This is a genomic window from Rhodococcus sp. G6(2025) (assembly GCF_058628105.1).
The window spans coordinates 3,452,920-3,473,149 of the sequence record NZ_CP179750.1; the positions used below are offsets into that span (position 1 = coordinate 3,452,920).

The following is a 20,230-nucleotide window of genomic DNA, read 5'->3' on the forward strand; positions in this document are numbered from 1 at the left end:
TCTTCTGCTGCTCGTCACACTAGTGTGTCGACGCGTGTTCGGTGGGCGATGACACCAGCCGCGCGAACCGTCAGCGGTGGTGTGAGGCAGCGAAAGTGTGTTCCGATGGGTGGGTGCATGCACCCCAGAGTTCAGAGTCCGCGCCAGGCCATGTCGGCACCGACCCCAGGCGACTGCTCGAGGTCGCCGTGGCGGTGGCCGAGGAAGCCGCCGCCCACGTCCGGGCGCGACGGCCCGAGGTCTTCGGAATCGTCGGGAAGCGAGCGGGATCCGGAGATTCCGTCGCCTCGAAGAGCACCCCGACCGACCCGGTCACGGTGGTCGACACCGAGAGCGAGCAGGTCATCCGCGACCGGCTCGCGGAGCTTCGCCCCGACGACGCGATCCTCGGCGAAGAAGGTGGGGGAGAGGAGGATTCCGTCGCCGAGGTGCGGTGGATCGTGGATCCGATCGACGGCACCGTGAACTTTCTGTACGGCGTCCCCGCGTACGCGGTCTCCGTGGCGGCCCAGATCGACGGGGTGTCCGTCGCCGGGGCCGTGGTCGACGTGGCGGCCCGATCGACCTACGCGGCGGCACGCGGCGGCGGGGCCACCCTCACCGACGCGGACGGGCGGGTGAGCGACCTCCGGTGCAACCCGGTCACCGACGTGTCGATGGCGTTGCTCGCCACCGGATTCGGGTACGGCGCAGCGCGGCGCAAGGCGCAGGGCGCCCTCATCGCGGACATCCTGCCGAGGGTGCGGGACATCCGCCGGATCGGCTCGGCGGCCCTCGATCTGTGCATGGTCGCGGCCGGCCGTGTCGACGCGCATTTCGAACACGGGCTGAGCCCGTGGGACTGGGCCGCGGGGTCGCTGATCGCGACCGAGGCGGGGGCCCGCGTGCGAATCCCTTCCCCGCAGACGTCGAGTGCGGACGGCGACGTGGTGGTGGCCGCGGCCCCCGGCATCGCCGACGCGCTGGACGCGCTGTTCGCCGAGATCGGGGTGGACGCCCCGATCCCGGAACGGTGACCGCCGGTCAGCAGCGGGCGGTGCGCGCCGCCTTCAGCAGGTCGATGTCGAGGGGGGCGGGCTGGCTGCCGGGCGGCGGATCCTTCAGGGACCGCAGGACCTCTTCGGCGTCCGTGTTCGGCGAGATCTTGCGGAAGTAGGTGCCGAGCGCGAGGTCGACCGTGTCGTCGGTGCGGGTGTCCTGGATGAGTTCGGCGCACGGGGCCACCAGCCAGAGCGCGCTGGCGGCCGCGGCACCGTTGGGACCGAACCGCAGCTGACCCTGGCACTGCATGTTCTGGTCGACGTAGACCGGGTCGTTGCCCGCCTGGACGTCGGGTGCGCTCGCGAACCCGTAGTCACTGAGCTGTGCGGCCACCTGCGCCGCCTGGCCGTGCTCGCCGTTGGCGTTGAACACACGCACCTTCGTGGCGGACAGCGCGGCAGGCTCCACGTCCCGCAGGGTCGAACCGTCGACCTTTTCGCCCAGCGCCTGCTGCGGCGGGGCGGCGGGGTCGACGGGTTGCGCGGCCGGCTGCGGAGGGTTGCAGTCGACCGTGGTGGCCAGATCCTCGTCGTCGCCGAGGACGCCGGCCCACACGACGGCCCCGAGCAGGGCGAGGACCGCGAACACCACGAGGATCGGCAGCGCCCGCCGCCGCCGGAACGGACGACCCTTGTCGTCGAGCGGGCTGCCTTCGGTGATCAGTGAAACCACAGTGTGCCTCGACCTCTCCTACGAACTGCGCTTCGTACGTTGCACCCGTACAGCGCACCGATACAGGGCCCGGCCACACGTCGTGGCGCAGGTTCGGCACCTACCTTAGATCCCGGGCACGTCATAACCCCGAACCCGTCCCCGTTGTGGAATGTCACAGCTTGCTGTGGTGTTGGTGACGATTAGCAGACAATTTGCGCGAACGGTCGATTCGGTTACGACTTTTGTACTTCCTTCGGCTACTGTCTGGCGGCCCCAGTCGTTCAAAGCGTGCAGGACGAGGGTCGGCAGAAGATGACAAATGAGGCGTAGATCATGTTTCCGGAGCCTGGTTCCGGGCACGAACCCATCCGCTGCAGCGTTGTGCAGCCGCAGGGTGTGATCTGCGCCGAGGCGGTTTTCGTGTGGACGGTCGACCAGCAATCGGTTCGACGTACCGCACGGGCCGGGATACACCGAAGAGGATGAGGGGAAGGCGACATGGCAACTGACTACGACGCACCGCGGCGAACAGAGTCCGACGAGGTTTCGGAGGATTCGCTGGAGGAACTGAAGGCGCGACGCAACGAGGCTCAGTCGGCTGTTGTCGACGTGGACGAGTCCGACACCGCGGAATCGTTCGAACTGCCCGGCGCGGATCTGTCCGGTGAAGAGCTCTCGGTGCGGGTCGTGCCGAAGCAGGCCGACGAGTTCACGTGTTCGAGCTGTTTCCTGGTGCACCACCGCAGCCGACTCGCCAGCGACGCGGGCGGAGTACTGGTGTGCAGGGACTGCGCAGCCTGAGCGGCGGCGAGTACGAGAGGCGGACGGTGGGAGGCCCACCGTCCGATCAGTCTCCGTCCGTATGCGGGCGGGCACGGTTGACGGCGGACAGCAATTCGGCCGGCCGTCGTGTGCTGATCAACCAGTAGGGGGTCGGGTCCTCGGGGTCGTCGAGCACGATCAGTGCCATCGGCTTGACCCACACCCGGTGTTGCACGAAGGCGGCGGGGTCGAGCTGACGACCGAGCGCCGCACTCTTCGCCGAACCGGGTACCTCGGCGACCCGCGAGATGACATCGAGCGGCAGGTGCGCCTGTCCGACCCGCAGGTGGACACCGTCCGGTTCCTCGACGACCTCGACGCGGAGACGGCTGAGCCAGACGAGTCCCCACACGGGCAGGGGCAGTAGAAGGACGTACGGCAGCCACGCGCGCAGGCCCGGCGCACCCATGTGCACCTCCGCGGCGAGCAGACCGGCGACGAACAAGCCCACTGCCCACCACCAGACGGGCACCCACAGGCGCTCGGAGTACAGCACGGGCGAGGTGTTATCGGTGGGCGCGACTTCGGGCCGGGACGTTTGTGACACCCGACCAGGATAGTCGGTGTCTGAGAGTAGGCTCGGTGCACGTGAGCGACCTATCTCCCGGCCTTTCTCCCGCCGCGACCCCCGCCCTTCCGCCCGTCGCCCTTCAGCGGCTGGACCCCGACATTCAGGTACCGCAGCGTGCGCACGACGGCGACGCCGGTGTCGACCTGTGCAGCACCGTCGACGTGACCATCGAGCCGGGGCGCCGTGTCCTCGTCGGAACCGGCATCGCGATCGCGCTGCCCCTGGGCACGGTCGGGCTGATCCACCCCCGATCCGGGCTGGCCGCGAAGTCGGGTCTGTCGGTGGTCAACACCCCCGGCACCATCGATGCCGGGTACCGCGGCGAGATCAAGGTGTGCCTGATCAATCACGACCTCGAGACCCCGATCGAGATCCGCCGGGGCGACCGGATCGCCCAACTGCTCGTCCAGCGGGTCGAACTGGTGTCGTTCGTCGAGGTCCCGTCGCTCGACGGCACCACCCGCGGCAGTGACGGACATGGGTCGAGCGGAGGCCACGCGAGCCTCGTCGGCAATGCCAGTGAAGGAGCCTGATCATGTTCGGACGTCGTAAGAAGAAGGAAGCCGAGGACGACCGGCCCGGTTTCTTCGAGGACGCCGAGGCCGGCGACGCCGACGCGGATTACGAGGAGGCGGACTACGAGGACGACTACGACGCCGTGACCGAGGTGGACGGCGGTCCGTACGACGCCGACGACCTCGAGTCGGGCGCCGACCTCACCGTCGGTGAGGTGGGAACCCGCCTCGACCTCGGTTCGGTCCTCGTCCCGATGCCGCAGGGCGCCCAGTTGCAGGTCGAGATGGCGCCCGACGGTTCGCCGCAGGCAGTGCATCTCGTCACCCAGCAGGGGCGCATCACCGTGGCGGCGTATGCCGCCCCGAAGTCGCTGGGCCAGTGGCGGGAAGTCGCGGGCGACCTCGCCGAATCGCTGCGCAACGACAACGCGACGGTGAGCGTCGAGAGCGGACCGTGGGGACGCGAGGTCTTCGCCGTCACCCCGAACGCCGACCTGCGCTTCATCGGCGTCGACGGCTACCGGTGGATGGTGCGCTGCGTGGTCGCGGGACCGAGCGGTGGCAACACGGCCGACTCGGAGCTCGTCGCGACCGCCAGGGCGATCCTGCGCGACACGGTCGTGAAGCGGGGCAACGAACCGAACCCGGTGCGGACACCGCTGCCGGTGGTCCTGCCCGAGGCCCTCGCGCAGCAGCTGGCTGCCGCTCACCAGCAGCAGCTGGCGCAGCAGCAGGGTGCTGCTCCGCAGCAGCCCGCGCCGCAGCAGCCGGCTCCGGCGGGTCCGCAGGGCGAGCCGCAGGCGCCCCCCGCGGAGGCCCCGGCGCAGCCGCAGCAGCGTCGCGGCGAATCGGGTTCGGCGATGCAGCAACTCGGTCGCTGAATCCCGGTCCCGGAGATGTGGCGCTCAGATCGTGTGCAGGACCGAATCGAGCGCATCGAGGCTGGCGTAGCCGAGAATCGCCGGGTCGGCGCCGATCTCGTCCAGCGTCACCGTGACGAGGCCCGCGTGCGGTAGTCGTTCGGACCACTCCCGGGCGACCTCGAGGGGATGCACGGCGTCGTCGGTGGCGGCGGCGATCCCCACCGGCACCGTGATGCGCTCGAGGTCGCCCGCGCCGGGGGCGTGGTACTCGGACGCCTCGTCCAGTGCGGCGGGAAGGTGCGGCCACTGCGATCGCCACGATTTCGCCAGTTCCCGGCCCAGCCACGGCGGGCTGGACGCGATCATCTCGGCGGTGACCTGTTCGAGGCCGTCGGCCCGCAGCCGGGCCGCGGTGTACCGGGCGCTGGCGGCGGCGGGAGCGTCCGCGGCGGTCCCGGTCCACGCGGGCAGCGCCGCGAGGACGCCGGCGACGCGATCCGGGTGTGATCCTGCCCACTGCAGCGCCACGGCGGCCCCGATGGACACCCCTCCGACGAGGATGCGTCCGTGCTGCGCGGCCGCGGCGTCGAGCGCGTCGACGTAGCTTCCGACGACTCGCCGGGGATCGGGTTCGACTGCGGCCGTGCGCACTCCACGGCAGGTCAGAGGCTCGGTGAAGGCGCGGGCCACGAAGTCCGCGTCGGATCCCGTACCCGGGAGCACAACGGCCACGCAAGGCCGACTATCAGAGGGCATGTGATGATCCTGCCTCGTCTGTCGCAGCGCTCTTCCGGTGGTGTGGTTGCCGGGAACCAATGGGTCTACAGTGGCGAATACACAGCCCTACGAGCGGCGCGAAGATCTCGCGTCGCACATGCTCCAGGAGCGCGCAATGGCACCCGCCACGGCAGGATATTTTCGTCGGCTGACTCGCAGGCTCACCGAGGACCTCGAGCAGCTGGACGCCGAGGAAATGGCCGAGACGTCTCAGGCGTCCGGCGCACAACGTGCCTGCGACTGCAGCCGCGGCGAAGAGGTCACCATGCTGGGGCGGCTCCGTAGTGTCGAAGCCTGTCCGAAGTCCGGGAACGCCAGCATCGAAGCCGAGTTCTTCGACGGCACGGAACAGATCAAGCTGGTGTGGATCGGCCGGCGGAGGATTCCGGGCATCGAGCCGGGCAAGACCCTGCTGGTTCGCGGACGTGTCGGCGAACGCGACGGCCAGAAGGTGATCTTCAACCCGTATTACGAGTTGCGCGGCGAATCGTAGCGGCCCTCTCGTGTGGCACTCTCGTTGAGTGACCGAAACGAAGCAACAATCCATACTCGAACAGCTCGGTGGGCTCAGCGGGCTGGTCTATTCGACCCTGCCCATCCTGGTTTTCGTTCCGGTCAACGGTGTGTGGGGCCTGGGTCCGGCTATCTGGGCGGCCCTCGGCGTCGCCGTCGCGATTCTCCTCTGGCGCCTCGTCCGCCGCAGCCCCATCCAGCCCGCGGTGTCCGGGTTCGTCGGCGTCGGCATCTCCGCGTTCATCGCGTACCGCACGGGCGATGCCAAGGGATACTTTCTCTTCGGGATCTACACGAGCCTCGCCTACGGGGCGGTGTTCCTGATCTCGATTCTGGTGCGCTGGCCGATCGTCGGCCTGATCTGGGGTTTCCTCAACGGCCACGGCAACCTCTGGCGGCGCCATCGCGGTGCGGTACGTGCCTATGACGTGGCCACCGCAGCCTGGGCGCTGGTGTTCGCGGCCCGGTACCTCGTGCAGTCGCAACTCTACGATTCGGACCAGACGGGCTGGCTCGCGTTCGCGCGCATCGCGATGGGCTGGCCGTTGGCGGGATTGGCTCTCCTGGTGACGATCTGGGCTGTGCGCCGGGCAGACCGGATCGTCGAACCGGCACCGTCGGACGACGCCGGCGAACCGACGGACGACACGGAAGCGGGCGGCCCCCGCGACGAGCCCGGCCGCACCTGAGTGCAGCCCCACGCCGAGGACCGTGTCGGCCCTGACCGGTTGTGCCGGAGACGAAGTCGCCGACCCGATCAGGCCACGAGGTCCTGGTACTCGGGATGCTTCGACACGAACCTCACGACATACGGGCACACCGGGCGCACCCGCAGCCCACGGCGGCGGAGATCGTCCAGGGCCGCACCCACGAGCGTCCGGGCGAGTCCGAGTCCCTCGTACTGCGGATAGATCTCGGTGTGAACGAAAACGTGTACGTCCCCGTCGACTTCGTACTGCTCGATTCCCGCGAGTTCATCGTCGGCGTGGATCTCGTACCGGCTCTGCTGCGGGCTGTCGGTGACGACGATGCTCTCGGGTGTTGCGGTGGTACCCATCGGATCCTCCCGGGTGTCGATCGGTCCCCGCCGGGTCAGGAGAGCCCGACGGCCGCTCGCAGGTCGTCCTCGACGTCCACGGACGCGACGAACAGCAGTTCGTCACCGCCCTCGAGCGGATCGTCCTGCTGCGGCACGATGACCCGTCCGCCGCGGAGAATGGTGACCAGCGCGGCATCGCGGGGCAATTGCAGCTTGCGGACGGGCTTCCCGGCGAGCGGGGTGTTGTCGGGCAGCGTGACCTCGACGAGGTTGGCCTGCCCCTGGCGAAATGTCATCAGCCGCACGAGATCGCCGACCGACACCGCCTCCTCCACCAGCGAGGCGAGCATCCGGGGGGTGGAGACGGCGACGTCGACTCCCCAGGACTCGTCGAACAACCACTCGTTGCGGGGATCGTTGACGCGGGCGACCACACGACTGACCCCGAACTCGGTCTTCGCGAGGAGGCTGAGGACCAGGTTGGCCTTGTCGTCACCGGTGGCCGCGATCACCACCTCGTAGGTTTCGAGGGATGCGGCCTCGAGGCTGCTCAGCTCGCACGCGTCGGCGTGGACCCAGGTCGCCTCGGGCACCGACTCCTGTTCGACGTGCTCGAGCTTGCGTTCGATCAGCATGACGGCGTGTTCGCTGCGGACCAGTTCGCGCGCGATCGAGCGTCCGACTGCGCCGGCTCCTGCGATTGCGACTCTCATCGATTGCTTCCGTTCGGGTGGTCGATCGTGAACATTCTCACTGCCGTCTCAGTTGTCCGAAGGCGGGGGATTGCCCGCGAGCGCGACGGCCTCGGCCACCGTTCCCGACACGGCCGCGATGTACACCTGGTCGTCGGCCTGGAAGACCGTCTTGCGGTCGGGAAGGACGCCGGTGCCGAAGCGGATGATGAACGCGACACGCGAATTCGTCGCCGCCTCGAGTTCGGCGACCGGCCTGCCGATCCAATCCTCGTGCAGGGACAACTCGGTGACCGCGACGGTTCCGGACGGATCGCGCCACTTGGCGGTCTGGCTGTCGCGGGTGAGGGTGTGCAGGAAGCGGTCCGTGGACCACGGGACGGTGGCGACAGTGGGGATCCCGAGCCGCTCGTACACGGCGGCACGCTTGGCGTCGTAGATCCGGGCGACGACGCGCTCCACGCCGAACGTCTCCCGGGCCACGCGTGCGGAAATGATGTTGGAGTTGTCTCCGGACGACACTGCGGCGAATGCCTCTGCGCGCTCGATACCGGACTTGACCAGCACGTCACGGTCGAATCCCATGCCGACGACGGTGCGTCCGGGGAAGTCGGGTTCGAGACGTAGGAATGCGGCAGGGTCGCGATCGATGACCGCGACCTCATGGCCGATCCGGGTCAGCGAGCCAGCGAGGGATGAGCCGACCCGGCCGCATCCCATGATGACCACATACACCTTGTACTCCGTTCATGGGCTCTTACGTCACGTCTCGAGTACGTGCGTACCGAATCGAACCGTACAGTGCCCAGGCGGAAGAGCAACCGAGACAGAGATCGCAATCCGGACACATTGGTGGGTGAGGGTCCAGGTTTTCTGCGGACGGCTTACGCTTTGGCAGTGTCAAAGCTCTCGACCGCCACAAAGCGGCTACTGCTAGGCAGACCCTTCCGGAGCGACAAGCTCGGGCACACGCTGCTTCCCAAGAGGATCGCCCTCCCGGTCTTCGCCTCCGATGCGATGTCGTCGGTGGCCTACGCCCCCGAGGAAATCTTCCTCGTACTATCGGTGGCGGGCATCTCCGCCTACGCGTACACCCCCTGGATCGGACTTGCCGTCGCCGCCGTGATGGCGGTGGTGGTCGCCAGTTACCGGCAGAACGTGCACGCCTACCCGTCGGGCGGCGGCGACTACGAGGTCGCGACCGTCAATCTCGGTCCCAACGCGGGTCTGACCGTGGGCAGCGCCCTGCTGGTGGACTACGTCCTCACGGTCGCGGTCTCCATCTCGTCGGCCGCGTCCAACATCGGTTCGGCGGTGCCGTTCGTGGCCCAGCACAAGGTGCTGTTCGCGGTCGCGGCCATCGTGCTGCTGACTGCCATCAACTTGCGTGGCATCCGTGAATCCGGTGCAGCCTTCGCGATCCCGACATACGCGTTCATCGCCGGCATGGCCCTGATGCTGCTGTGGGGGTTCTTCCAGATCTTCGTCCTCGGCGACGACCTGCGCGCCGAATCGTCCGGATTCGAACTCGAAGCCGAGGACTCCCACCTGTACGGGATCGCGTTCGCGTTCCTGATCGCTCGGGCCTTCTCCTCCGGCTGTGCGGCACTGACCGGTGTCGAGGCGATCAGCAACGGTGTTCCCGCCTTCCAGAAGCCCAAGTCCCGCAACGCGGCCACCACGCTGCTGCTGCTGGGATCGATTGCCATCGTGCTGCTGATGGGCATCATCATCCTGGCCCAGAAGATCGGGATCGTGTACGCGCACAGCCCGGCCGAACAGCTGATCGGCGCCCCCGCCGGGTATCACCAGAAGACTCTGATCGCGCAGATCGCGGAGACGGTGTTCGGCGGTTTCCCCATCGGCTTCTATTTCATCGCGATCGTGACGGCTCTGATCCTCGTGCTGGCCGCCAACACGGCCTTCAACGGGTTCCCCGTGCTCGGCTCGATCCTCGCGCAGGATCGCTACCTGCCCCGTCAGCTGCACACCCGCGGCGACCGCCTGGCGTTCAGCAACGGCATCCTGTTCCTGTCCGGGGCGGCGATCGCGTTCGTCGTCCTGTTCGGCGCCGAGGTGACCAAGCTGATCCAGCTGTACATCGTCGGCGTGTTCGTCTCGTTCGTGCTGAGCCAGACGGGCATGATCCGGCACTGGACCCGGCACCTGAAGACCGAGAACGACCCGGCTCAGCGCCGGCGGATGCACCGCTCCCGGGTGATCAACTCCATCGGCCTCGCCATGACCGGCGCCGTCCTGATCATCGTGCTCATCACGAAGTTCGCGGCAGGCGCCTGGATCGCGATCGTGGCCATGGTCGCCATCTTCGTCGTGATGAAGATGATCCGGAAGCACTACGACAGCGTCGCGCGGGAGCTCGAGGAACAGGAATGGGACGGGGTGCTGCCCAGCCGGACTCACTCCATCGTCCTCGTCTCCAAGCTGCACATGCCGACGATGCGGGCGCTCGCCTATGCCCGGGCCACACGGCCGGACACACTCGAGGCGATCACGGTGAACGTCGACGAACCCGACACCCGGGCGCTCGTGCGCCAGTGGGAGAAGACCGACATCGCGGTGCCGCTCAAGGTGATCGAGTCGCCGTACCGCGAAATCACCAAACCCGTGCTCGACTACGTGCGGCGCGTCCGGAAGGATTCGCCGCGGGACGTCGTCACCGTGTTCATCCCCGAGTACGTGGTGGGGCACTGGTGGGAGCAGATCCTGCACAACCAGAGTGCGCTGCGGCTCAAGAGCCGCCTGCTGTTCCAGCCAGGTGTGATGGTCACCAGCGTTCCGTGGCAACTGAACTCGTCCGAGAAGGCGAAGACACTGAACATCGAATACACGGCCGGGGCGTCACGCCGCGGCTACGAACCCGACGACAAGTGACGGGCGAGAAGCGTTGAGTGAGAACTGGTCGGACCGCCGCTTCGAACTGCGGCTGGGAAATCCCGGGCACGGCGGTTTCGTCGTCGCCCGCCATGAGGGCCGCGTGGTCTTCGTGCGGCACGGACTGCCCGGCGAGCGGGTGATCGCCCTCGTCACCGAGGATCGCGGCGGGTCCTACTGCCGGGCCGACGCGATCGAGATCCTCGACGCGTCCCCGGAGCGGGTCACCCCGGTGTGCCCGGTGTCGGGTCCGGGCGGCGCGGGGTGTTGCGACTTCTCGCACGCGAGCCTGCACGTGCAGCGGGACATGAAGGCGCAGGTCGTGGCCGAGCAGTTGGCGCGGCTCGCACGTGTGCAGCGGGACGTGGACGTCGAGGAACTGCCCGGCACCGGAGACGGCACCGGCTGGCGCACGCGGGTACGGCTCGCCGTCGACCCGGACGGCCGCCCCGGCTATCACCGGCACCGCAGTTCCGGGATCGTCACGGACCTGGCGTGCCCGCAGATCGAGTCGGCCGCCTACGACGGTGTGAGCGAGCACGATTGGAAGCCCGGCAGCGAGGTGCAGATCGTCCTCGACGGCGCGGGGGAGCGGCACGTGGTCGAGATCGCTCCGCCGAAGGTGTCGCGGACCGGCCGCACGAGTCCCGGGCGCCGCGGTGCCATGGCTCGCCGCGCCGCCAGCGGTGCGCCACGCTCCGAGCGGGTGGTCGTCGGATCGGGTCGCCCGGTGGAGCGGGTGCGCGACCGGGAATGGGCGCTGGCCGCCACCGGGTTCTGGCAGGCGCATCGCGGGGCCGCGGAAACGTATTCGGCAGTGGTCGCCGAATGGGCCGGGATGTCCGCGGGCGAGACCGCATGGGACCTGTACGGGGGAGTGGGTGTGTTCGCCGCCGCCCTCGCCGGCGATGCCGGGCCGTCCGGACACGTGGATTCCGTCGAGTCCTCACGCCAGGCCGTGTCGGACGGGAAGGCCGCGCTCTCCGACCTCCCGCAGGTGCGGTTCCACTCCGACCGGGTAGAGCGCGCCGTCTCCGGGCTCGCCTCCCCGCCGCAGGTCGTGGTGCTCGATCCGCCGCGTGCGGGTGCCGGGCGTGACGTGATCGACGCGGTCGCCGCCGCGGGCGCCGAGCGGGTCGTGCACGTGGGATGCGACCCGGCGTCGTTCGCCCGCGACATCGGTCTGTACCTCGCGCAGGGATATCATGTCGACGAGCTGCGCGCGTTCGATGCGTTCCCTCTCACCCATCACGTGGAGTGCATCGCGTTGCTGACGCGCTGACAGCGGCGCATCGTTACCGAACGCAACAAAACGTTATAGTCGGCCCGCAGGTAGTGGGTGTGTGGGACGGGGACTGGATGTCGGTACAGGCAGATACTGCGCAAGCGCTCGTCGATGCGGTGTTCGCACTCGGGCGGTCGTTGCGGGCGGTCGTCTCCGCGAGCGGCGAGACCCCGATCCCGCCCGCGTTGACGAGCGTGCTCTTCGTGCTCGCCGCCCGGGGGGAGTGCCGCCAGAACGAACTGGCCGCCGACCTGTGCGTCAGTCAGTCCTCGCTGAGCAGGCAGATTTCCGAACTGGTCGACGCGGGATACGTGTCGCGCGCCGCCGACCCCCACGACAAGCGTGCCTCCCGCATTCGGGTGTCGCCGAACGGGATGGACATTCTGCGCGAGACCACCGAGCGCCGGGCCGAACGGCTGCGCGGCATGCTCGAAGGCTGGTCCCAGGAACAAGCACTCGCGGCGGTGACGTCGCTGACTCAGCTCAACGACACGTTCGCCGCGTCGGTCCAGCAGCGGGGCCCGCGGGTCTAGACCAGACGCCACCGCACCCGGACGTCGACGCGCGTCGGCTTCTCGCCGCGTTCGACGGCGATCGGGGAGTCGGCCGCCGCGAACGCCTTCGCGACCGGCCGCGGCGGCACGTCCCCGGTGTCGACTTCCGAGATGTCGAGCACCTCGCCCAGTGCACGACGTGACAGCGAGGCATACTGCTCCGCCTTGGCGAGGGCATCGGCCCAGGCCCGGTCCCGAGCGGACGCCGTCAGCGCGGCAGGGTCGGAGAAGTCGAATTCGAGTCCGCCGAGCCGGATGTCGTCGCCACCCGCGCCGACGCAGGCGGCCACCACCTGCGCCGACGACGACGCGGACGCCCCGGCCTCGCGGACGGTGATCTGCAGCGTCGTCGCGGCGGTGTAGCCGGTCACCTCGCTGCCCCGGCCCTCGGTCCACGTGGTCTCGGAGTGCACGGAAAGGCCGGTGGTCGCGAGGTCGGGCCCCGAGACGCCGTACCCGCGCAGGGTGTCCGTGACCGCCGTGGTGGACCGGGCGACGGCCTCGAACGCATCGGCCACCGCGGGACGTGTCGCGGTCACGGTGACGGTGGCGCGCACGAGATCCGGAATCGCCGACACGATTCCGGATCCGCGTACCGTCACCGATCTCTCGGCGTGATCCGTCGCCACCGTCAGGACTTACGGTTGTACAGGCGCATCGTCAGGGGTCCGAAGATCACCACGAACCCGGCGCACCACCCGAACACGATGGCGAGATCCGCCATCTCCACCGTCCCGGCCATCAGCCCGCGAATGGACGTCACCAGCTTGCTGATCGGGTTGACGCCGACGAAGGCCTGCAGCCAGCCCGGCATCGTTGCGGGGTCGACGAAGATGTTGCTGGCAAATGTCAGCGGGAACAGGATGAACATCGACACCCCCATGACCGCCTGCTCGGTACGCATGAGCATCGCGAACATCGTCCAGATCCAGGACAGGCTGAACGAGAACAGCAGCAGCAGGCCGATCGACGCCACCACACCGACGAGCCCGCCGTCCGGGCGGAACCCCAGGACGAGCCCCAGGAGCAGGACGATGATCGAGGCTATCGTGTAGCGGACGACGTCACCGAGCAACGCGCCCACGAGTGGAGACGGACGCCAGATCGGGAGCGACCGAAACCGGTCGAACACCCCCTTCTCGATGTCCTTGTTGAGCGTCAGGCCGGTGTACATGGTGATCATGACGACCGTCTGCACCAGGATGCCCGGCAGCAGGAACTGGACGTAGGCGCTGGTCGAACCGGCCAGCGCACCCCCGAAGAGGTACGTGAACATCAACGTGAACATGATCGGGAACATCGTCACGTCGAACAGTTGCTCGGGGACGTGCTTGATCTTGAGCAGAGCTCGCCAGCCGAACGAGAGCGAGGTGGACCACGCGGTGGGTCTCGCGGGCCTCGGGCCGGGCATCTTCAGGACGTCGGCGACCGCGGTGGCGGTGTCGGTGGTCCGGTCGGTGGTGGAGGTCATGACGCATGCTCCTCGGTGGGTCGGCCGGTGAGGGAGAGGAAGACTTCGTCGAGGCTCGGTTGCCCCAACGCGAATGTGCTGACGGCGATTCCGGCGTCGTCGAGTGCGGGCAGCGCCCGCGCGACCCGGGCCGGGTCGTCGATACGGGCGGTCAGGGCGGCCGGGTCGGCTTCTTCGACGATCGGCACCTCGAGCACGTCCCGCAGCAGCGCCGCCGCGGCGGGACGGGTGGCGATGTCGGTGACCCGCACGTGCAGGGCCCCGGATCCGACGGAGGCCTTCAGTTCGCCGGTGGTGCCCTCCGCGATGACCTTGCCGTGGTCGATGACGGCCACCCGGTCGGCGAGTTGATCGGCCTCGTCGAGGTACTGCGTGGTCAGCAGCACCGTCGTTCCGCCGGCCACCAGCGCGCGGACGATCTCCCACACCTGATTGCGGCTGCGCGGGTCGAGACCGGTGGTGGGCTCGTCGAGAAAGATCATCTCGGGAGTGACGATGATGCTGGCCGCGATGTCGAGCCTGCGGCGCATACCACCGGAGTAGTTCTTCACCTGCCGGTTGCCCGCCTCGTCGAGCCCGAACGCGGTCAGCAACTGTTCGGACCGGGTGCGGGCCGCCGCGCGGGAGTACCCGTACAACCGGCCGAGCAGCAGCAGGTTCTCGCTGCCCGTCAGATCCTCGTCGAGCGAGGCGAACTGTCCGGTGAGGGAGACCTTGCTGCGCACGGCGTCCGGCTCGCTCGCGACGTCGTGGCCCAGCACGGTGGCCGTTCCACCGTCGAGGGGCAGGAGCGTGGCCAGCATCCGGATCGCGGTGGTCTTGCCCGCGCCGTTCGGTCCGAGGACGCCGTACACGCCGCCGAGGGGGACGGCCAGATCCAGGCCGTCGACAGCGTGGGTGGATCCGAACGTCTTGACGAGTCCCGTCGTCTCGATGGCCAGCTTTGTCGCTGTGAGCATTGCACCCTGCTTTCGATTCGAGCGTCGTCGATTCCGAGCCCCAGCCTGTCCGATTTTTCCGGTTCGGGCAATCGGATTTTCCCGTGGGCGATCCTCGATCAGGGCCGAAGCAGCGACCGCAGAATCACGTCGAGTTGCTCATAGGCGCCGGCAGCCAGTCGTTCGAGAAGGGCGAGTTTGAGTCCGGGCTCCGTCGCGGCCATGTCGGCATACCGATCCGCGGGGAGAACGGCGACGGTGACCTCGGAGTCGGCGCACACGTCATTGAGAAAGCGTAGGTCCAGCAGCATAGTCATCTCGCCGAAGGTCATGCCCGTCGACAGGGTCATGATCCGGTACACGGCGCCCCCGGAATCGGTGACCCTCATGCTGACCCGGCCCGAGAGGATCAGGAACAGCCCGCACGCCCGGTCGCCTCGCTGGATGATCTGCTCGTCGCGAGCGAACGTGCGGATGTCGAGGTCGCGGGTGAGTCGCCGCAACTGTTCCGGTCGCAGCCCGGCCAGCACCGGATGGTGCGCGACGTCGATGGTCGCCGGCTGGCGAAGGGCGGCGCAGTGCCGATCGAGGAGGGTGTCCTCGGACCACTGCAATGCGGCTTCGAGGTCGGCGAACACCCGGCCGCCCGCACCGGTGAGATCCGAATGCGTGTAGCCGAGCAGGGCCGCGGGATCGACGAGGGCGACCGCGCAGCCGCGACGGGTGAGTTCGTCGCGCAGACTCTCGAGCATGCGGCGCGCGATGCTGCCGACGTCGTCCACCCGCCGCACGTCGACCACCACGACCTCGAGCTCGTTCTCGACCCCGCCGATCTCGCGCACCGCGGACTCCGCGCCGGCGAAGAGCAGGTCCCCGTGCAACTCGTAGATCCGGCTGCGCTTGCCGACGTCGTCGAGGGCGGCCCGCTCGGCGGGAGTGCGCCGCATCCGCGACGGACTGTCGACGACGGAGTACGTGGCACGGATCGCCGACCGGGCGGCGCGGGTGACGTGCAGGAAGTGCAGCTCCAGGTCGTTCGACAGGGCCCGGCACGCCTCCACCCCGCGCACGCTGTTCCCGTGCGCGTCGAGGCGCGGCGAGTAGACGGCGATGCCGATCTGGCCCGGCAGGACCGCGACGATGCCGCCGCCGACGCCGCTCTTGGCCGGCAACCCCACCTCGTACACCCACTTGCCTGCGGCGTCGTACATGCCGCACGTCGACATCACGCTCAGGACGCGCTCGACGAGGGCCGGTTCGAGAACGGTGTCCCGGGTGACGGGGTTGACGCCGTTGTTCGCCATCGTCGCGGCCATCAGGCTCAGGTCCCGGCACGTCACGTCGATGGAGCACTGGCGGAAGTAGAGATCGACCGCCTCGTCGGGGTCGCCGGTGATGATGTCGAACGAGCGCAGCATGTGGCCGATCGCCCGGTTGCGGTGCCCGGTCCGTGACTCGGACTCGTACACCGACCGGTTGAACGTCAGGTCCCGTCCGGCGTACCGGGAGTACGCGGCCCGGATCCGTTCGAACCTCGAGTCCAGGTCCGGGCCGGCCACCAGCGACGCGGCGGTGATCGCCCCGGCGTTGATCATCGGATTGCGTGGTCGCTCCGTCCGCGGGTCGAGGCTGATCTCGTTGAACGGTTCCCCGGACGGTTCGACGTCGATCTTCTCGGCGACCGCGTCGGACCCGCGGTCGGCCAGCGCCAGGGCGTACGTGAACGGTTTCGAGATGGACTGGATGGTGAAGGGCAGGCGGGTGTCGCCGACCTCGTACACGTAGCCGTCCACGGTGGCGATGCAGATTCCGAACGAGTCGGGGGCGACGGCGGCGAGTTCGGGAATGTAGTCGGCGAGCTCGCCGCTGCGGTTCCCCCGGGTCGCGGCGAAGACTTTCCCGATCAGCGCGTCCACGACGGTGCTCATGAGTCGACCCTAGAGGCTGTTCACGACGCTGTCGGGTGTTCCGCGGGGCCCGTCCGGCGGCACAATTGTGTGAAGCCGGTCACGGTCGTGGCCGGGATGCCCGAGGACGAGCCCGCGATACCGGGCCGCACCGGCCCCTACCGTGTGTCCCGCACTCCGGCGGCTCCGTAGACTGGTTCCACTGTGACGTGACACGAAGCCACGGCAGAGGCACGCAAGGCCGCGTGCATCACGGAGGGAGCGATCTCGTTGGGTGTTCTTGCCCGTATCCAGACGCCTGACGATCTTCGTCAGCTGAATTCGGCGGAGATGAAGCAGCTCGGCGCGGAGATTCGTGAGTTCCTCGTGCAGAAGGTCGCGGCGACCGGTGGTCATCTCGGCCCCAACCTGGGCGTCGTCGAACTGACCCTCGCGTTGCACCGCATCTTCGAGTCGCCCGCCGACCCGATCATCTTCGACACGGGCCACCAGGCGTACGTCCACAAGATCCTCACCGGTCGCAAGGACGATTTCGACTCGCTCCGCAAGCAGGGTGGCCTGTCCGGGTACCCGTGCCGGGCGGAGAGCGATCACGACTGGGTCGAGTCCTCGCACGCATCGGCGTCGCTGTCGTACGCGGACGGCCTCGCGAAGGCCTTCGAACTGACCGGTCAGGACCGCCACGTCGTCGCCGTCGTGGGTGACGGTGCGCTGACCGGCGGCATGTGCTGGGAGGCCCTGAACAACATCGCGGCAGGCAAGGACCGCTCGGTGGTCATCGTCGTCAACGACAACGGCCGTTCCTACGCACCGACCATCGGTGGTCTCGCCGACCACCTCGCCGCCCTCCGCCTCCAGCCGGGATACGAACGCATCCTCGACAGCGGCCGCCGGATGGTGAAGAAACTTCCCTGGGTGGGTCGCACCGCCTACTCGGTCCTCCACGGCATGAAAGCGGGCCTCAAGGACGCCGTCGCCCCGCAGGTGATGTTCACGGACCTGGGCATCAAGTACCTCGGACCGGTCGACGGACACGACGAGGCCGCGCTCGAATCCGCGCTGCGCCGCGCGAAGGCGTTCGGTGGCCCGGTCATCGTCCACGCCGTCACCCGCAAGGGCATGGGTTACGCGCCCGCCGAGAACCACGTCGCCGATCAGATGCACTCGACCGGCGTGATCGACCCGCTCACCGGTAAGGCGACCGGGTCGGCGTCCGCCGACTGGACGTCGGTGTTCTCGGCCGAGCTGATCGATCAGGCGAGTCACCGGCAGGACATCGTGGCGATCACCGCGGCGATGGCGGGCCCCACCGGTCTCGCCGCGTTCGGCGAGAAATACCCCGACCGGATGTTCGACGTCGGGATCGCCGAGCAGCACGCCGTCACGTCGGCGGCCGGCCTCGCCCTGGGCGGCCTGCACCCGGTGGTCGCGGTCTACTCGACGTTCCTCAACCGCGCGTTCGATCAGCTGCTGATGGACGTGGCGTTGCTGAAGCTTCCCGTCACCCTCGTTCTCGACCGCGCGGGTATCACCGGCAACGACGGCGCCAGCCACAACGGCATGTGGGACATGTCGCTGCTCGGCATCGTCCCCGGAATGAAGGTCGCGGCTCCCCGCGACACCGCCACCCTGCGGGAGGAACTGGACGAGGCGCTGGCCGTCGACGACGGTCCGACCGCGCTCCGGTTCCCGAAGGGCACCGTCGGCGACGACGTACCCGCGGTGAGCCGCCTCGACGGCGTCGTCGACATCCTTCGTGCCCCCTCCGGGCGGAACGACGTGCTCGTCGTGTCGGTCGGCGCGTTCGCCGGTCTCGCGCTCGCCGCGGCGGAACGCCTGGAACAGCAGGGCATCTCGGCGACTGTCGTCGACCCGCGGTGGGTCCTGCCGGTCCCGGAGTCGCTGGTGAAGCTCGCCGAGGACTACACGATGGTCGTCACCGTCGAGGACAGCGGACTGCACGGCGGTGTCGGTTCCACCGTGTCCGCCGCGCTGCGGGCGGCGGGGGTCGACGTCCCCTGTCGTGATCTCGGTGTTCCGCAACAGTTCCTCGACCACGCGTCGCGCGCGCAGATCCACGCCGAGCTGGGCCTCACCGCGCAGGACGTCGCCCGGCAGATCACCGGATGGTTCGCCGGCCTCGGGAACCTGCGCCCCGAGCAGCAGAACGGCGTCGTCGCCGACCTCGATGCGCAGCGCGCGGAGAAGCAGCAGGGCTGAGCCGTTGCACAGAAATCCGGCCGAATCACAGTGTGATTCGGCCGGATCCGTATGTGCCTGGGTCAGGTGTGCATCTCCTCGAGCTCCATCCCCTTCGTCTCCCGGACCTTCGACCGGACGAAGAAGAACGACAGCAACGCGAAGAACGCGAACAGCCCGTACAGGAACCACAGCCCCACCGAGCGGGTGAGCGGCGGGAATGCCAGCGTGACCGTGAAGTTCGCGATCCAGTTCGCCGCCGTGCTGATGCCGAGTGCGTAGGCGCGCATGTTGTTGGGGAACATCTCGCCCAGCATCACCCACATGACCGGGCCCCAGGTGGAGGCGAAGAAGATCACGAACAGGTTGGCGCCGATCAGGGCGACCGCCCCCCACGGGCTGGGGAGCACGACGTCGTCGCCGCTGCCCGTCGCCTGGGAGAAGGCGATTGCGGCCATGAGCAGGCTCACGAACATGCCGAGCGAGCCGACCATGAGCAGGATGCGCCTGCCGATCCGGTCGACGAACAGGATGGCGACGAACGTCATGCCCACGTTGATGATCGACGTGATCACCGACGTGGTGAACGACTCGTTCTCGGTGAAGCCCACCGACTTCCAGAGCGTGGTGGAGTAGTAGAAGATCGCGTTGATACCCACGAACTGCTGGAAGATGGCCATGAAGATGCCGACCCAGACGATGGGCTGCAGCCCGAACTTCGGGCCGCGAATGTCGTCGAACGACGCCGTCGATTCGTGGCGGAGGGTCAGCCGGATCTCGGAGACACGCTCGTGCGGGTCGACTTCGCCGGTGATGTTCGCGAGGATGTCGGCCGCTTCCTGATCGAGGTGCTTGCCGACCAGGTAGCGGGGTGACTCGGGAATGAGCAGGGCGAGAATGCCGTACACGACCGCGGGGACCACACCGACGATGAACATCCAGCGCCAGGCCTCGAGGTTCAGCCACAACTCGTTGGAGGCGCCGCCCGCGGCGTTCTGCAGCACCGCGTCCGACAGCAGCGCGGCGAAGATGCCGAGAGTAATGGCCAACTGCTGCAGCGACGCCAACGCGCCGCGGTAGCGGGCCGGCGCGATCTCCGAGATGTACGTGGGCGCAATGACCGACGCGATACCGATGCCGAGACCGCCGAGGACGCGCCACAGCATCAGGTCGGGGACGCTGAACGCGAGACCCGCTCCGAGCGAGGACACGACGAACAGCACCGAACCGAGCAGCATCACTTTCTTGCGGCCCCAGCGGTCCGCGAGGCGACCCGCAAACCATGCGCCCACAGCACATCCGAGCAGTGCGATCGCCACGGCGAAGCCCGTGAAGAACGATCCGAGTTCGAAGTGGCCCTGGATGGAGTCGACGGCACCGTTGATGACCGAGCTGTCGAAACCGAAGAGAAATCCACCGACCGCGGCGGCGACGGTGACGCCGATGACCTTCGCGGTGTGTCTTTCGGACATCTGCGTCATCGCATACCTGCTTTCG

Annotated in this window: 21 protein-coding genes; 10 read left to right on the forward strand and 11 right to left on the reverse strand. The window is 68.3% G+C overall.

The genetic code is table 11. The annotated features are described in order from the left end of the window. The first annotated feature begins 113 nt into the window (after positions 1-113). Positions 114-1,016, forward strand: a complete 903-nt coding sequence (locus ACLIVD_RS15790) for an inositol monophosphatase family protein (RefSeq protein WP_283331909.1) — start codon at positions 114-116, stop codon at positions 1,014-1,016. Positions 1,017-1,023: 7 nt separating this feature from the next. Here the strand turns inward: ACLIVD_RS15790 and cei are convergent, their stop codons facing one another. Continuing rightward, positions 1,024-1,713 carry an envelope integrity protein Cei gene (gene cei, locus ACLIVD_RS15795; protein WP_105414591.1) on the reverse strand — a complete coding sequence of 230 codons (690 nt, stop codon included), beginning with the start codon at positions 1,711-1,713 and terminating at the stop codon, positions 1,024-1,026. Between the two features lie 480 nt (positions 1,714-2,193). On the opposite strand from cei, the gene ACLIVD_RS15800 reads away from it, so the two are divergent. Continuing rightward, positions 2,194-2,496, forward strand: coding sequence for a DUF4193 domain-containing protein (locus ACLIVD_RS15800; protein WP_005240850.1), 303 nt, complete (start codon positions 2,194-2,196; stop codon positions 2,494-2,496). 46 nt (positions 2,497-2,542) lie between these two features. On the opposite strand, the gene ACLIVD_RS15805 is transcribed toward ACLIVD_RS15800, so the two are convergent. Beyond that, complete coding sequence (locus tag ACLIVD_RS15805; protein WP_283331969.1) at positions 2,543-3,013, reverse strand: DUF3093 domain-containing protein; 471 nt, start codon at positions 3,011-3,013, stop codon at positions 2,543-2,545. An 86-nt stretch (positions 3,014-3,099) separates the two neighbouring features. Between ACLIVD_RS15805 and dut the strand changes: the two genes are divergently transcribed. Continuing rightward, entirely contained in the window at positions 3,100-3,621 is a 522-nt protein-coding gene (gene dut / locus ACLIVD_RS15810; protein WP_283331908.1) for a dUTP diphosphatase, read from the forward strand. A gap of 2 nt (positions 3,622-3,623) precedes the next feature. After that, positions 3,624-4,484, forward strand: coding sequence for a DUF3710 domain-containing protein (locus ACLIVD_RS15815; RefSeq protein WP_283331907.1), 861 nt, complete (start codon positions 3,624-3,626; stop codon positions 4,482-4,484). 24 nt (positions 4,485-4,508) lie between these two features. Here the strand turns inward: ACLIVD_RS15815 and ACLIVD_RS15820 are convergent, their stop codons facing one another. After that, on the reverse strand, positions 4,509-5,222 hold the full coding sequence (locus tag ACLIVD_RS15820; RefSeq protein ID WP_283331906.1) for an alpha/beta fold hydrolase: 714 nt from the start codon (positions 5,220-5,222) through the stop codon (positions 4,509-4,511). 136 nt (positions 5,223-5,358) lie between these two features. On the opposite strand from ACLIVD_RS15820, the gene ACLIVD_RS15825 reads away from it, so the two are divergent. Both ACLIVD_RS15825 and ACLIVD_RS15830 read left to right on the forward strand, forming a co-directional pair. Next, positions 5,359-5,736: an OB-fold nucleic acid binding domain-containing protein gene (locus tag ACLIVD_RS15825; protein WP_005240856.1), complete on the forward strand. Its 378-nt coding sequence runs from the start codon at positions 5,359-5,361 to the stop codon at positions 5,734-5,736. A 28-nt stretch (positions 5,737-5,764) separates the two neighbouring features. Next, positions 5,765-6,445 (forward strand): DUF3159 domain-containing protein, encoded by a 681-nt coding sequence (locus tag ACLIVD_RS15830; RefSeq protein WP_283331905.1) that lies wholly within the window; start codon positions 5,765-5,767, stop codon positions 6,443-6,445. Positions 6,446-6,513: 68 nt separating this feature from the next. On the opposite strand, the gene ACLIVD_RS15835 is transcribed toward ACLIVD_RS15830, so the two are convergent. From ACLIVD_RS15835 to ACLIVD_RS15845, 3 genes are read right to left on the reverse strand one after another with little or no spacing between them, the layout of a single operon-like run. Next, positions 6,514-6,813, reverse strand: a complete 300-nt coding sequence (locus tag ACLIVD_RS15835; protein ID WP_105414639.1) for a GNAT family N-acetyltransferase — start codon at positions 6,811-6,813, stop codon at positions 6,514-6,516. A gap of 35 nt (positions 6,814-6,848) precedes the next feature. Further along, on the reverse strand, positions 6,849-7,508 hold the full coding sequence (locus tag ACLIVD_RS15840) for a potassium channel family protein (protein ID WP_283331904.1): 660 nt from the start codon (positions 7,506-7,508) through the stop codon (positions 6,849-6,851). Positions 7,509-7,556: 48 nt separating this feature from the next. Continuing rightward, positions 7,557-8,222 (reverse strand): potassium channel family protein, encoded by a 666-nt coding sequence (locus ACLIVD_RS15845; protein WP_005240869.1) that lies wholly within the window; start codon positions 8,220-8,222, stop codon positions 7,557-7,559. Between the two features lie 162 nt (positions 8,223-8,384). Here ACLIVD_RS15845 and ACLIVD_RS15850 point away from each other — a divergent pair, with 162 nt between their 5' ends. The 3 genes from ACLIVD_RS15850 (at position 8,385) to ACLIVD_RS15860 (ending at position 12,197) form a co-directional block, all read left to right on the forward strand. Beyond that, complete coding sequence (locus tag ACLIVD_RS15850; RefSeq protein ID WP_025432406.1) at positions 8,385-10,379, forward strand: APC family permease; 1,995 nt, start codon at positions 8,385-8,387, stop codon at positions 10,377-10,379. A gap of 13 nt (positions 10,380-10,392) precedes the next feature. Continuing rightward, positions 10,393-11,661, forward strand: coding sequence for a class I SAM-dependent RNA methyltransferase (locus ACLIVD_RS15855; RefSeq protein WP_283331903.1), 1,269 nt, complete (start codon positions 10,393-10,395; stop codon positions 11,659-11,661). A 77-nt stretch (positions 11,662-11,738) separates the two neighbouring features. Continuing rightward, a complete protein-coding gene (locus ACLIVD_RS15860; protein ID WP_005240874.1) occupies positions 11,739-12,197 on the forward strand; it encodes a MarR family winged helix-turn-helix transcriptional regulator in 459 nt (152 codons plus the stop codon). On the opposite strand, the gene ACLIVD_RS15865 is transcribed toward ACLIVD_RS15860, so the two are convergent. The 4 genes from ACLIVD_RS15865 to glsA form a co-directional block, all read right to left on the reverse strand. After that, positions 12,194-12,853, reverse strand: coding sequence for an SIMPL domain-containing protein (locus ACLIVD_RS15865; RefSeq protein WP_317567526.1), 660 nt, complete (start codon positions 12,851-12,853; stop codon positions 12,194-12,196). The genes ACLIVD_RS15860 and ACLIVD_RS15865 overlap by 4 nt on opposite strands. Then, the gene (locus ACLIVD_RS15870) at positions 12,850-13,689 is read right to left on the reverse strand and encodes an ABC transporter permease (RefSeq protein WP_280783319.1); all 840 of its coding nucleotides are present in this window, start codon (positions 13,687-13,689) and stop codon (positions 12,850-12,852) included. Before ACLIVD_RS15870 ends, ACLIVD_RS15865 begins: the two co-directional genes overlap by 4 nt. Beyond that, positions 13,686-14,648: an ATP-binding cassette domain-containing protein gene (locus ACLIVD_RS15875; protein ID WP_283331901.1), complete on the reverse strand. Its 963-nt coding sequence runs from the start codon at positions 14,646-14,648 to the stop codon at positions 13,686-13,688. Before ACLIVD_RS15875 ends, ACLIVD_RS15870 begins: the two co-directional genes overlap by 4 nt. A gap of 98 nt (positions 14,649-14,746) precedes the next feature. Further along, positions 14,747-16,555, reverse strand: coding sequence for a glutaminase A (gene glsA / locus ACLIVD_RS15880; RefSeq protein WP_283331900.1), 1,809 nt, complete (start codon positions 16,553-16,555; stop codon positions 14,747-14,749). Between the two features lie 249 nt (positions 16,556-16,804). On the opposite strand from glsA, the gene dxs reads away from it, so the two are divergent. Further along, a complete protein-coding gene (dxs, locus tag ACLIVD_RS15885) occupies positions 16,805-18,754 on the forward strand; it encodes a 1-deoxy-D-xylulose-5-phosphate synthase (RefSeq protein ID WP_283331899.1) in 1,950 nt (649 codons plus the stop codon). Between the two features lie 62 nt (positions 18,755-18,816). Here dxs and ACLIVD_RS15890 read toward each other — a convergent pair whose 3' ends face one another. Further along, positions 18,817-20,214 (reverse strand): sugar porter family MFS transporter, encoded by a 1,398-nt coding sequence (locus ACLIVD_RS15890; RefSeq protein ID WP_280783323.1) that lies wholly within the window; start codon positions 20,212-20,214, stop codon positions 18,817-18,819. Positions 20,215-20,230 lie beyond the last annotated feature (16 nt).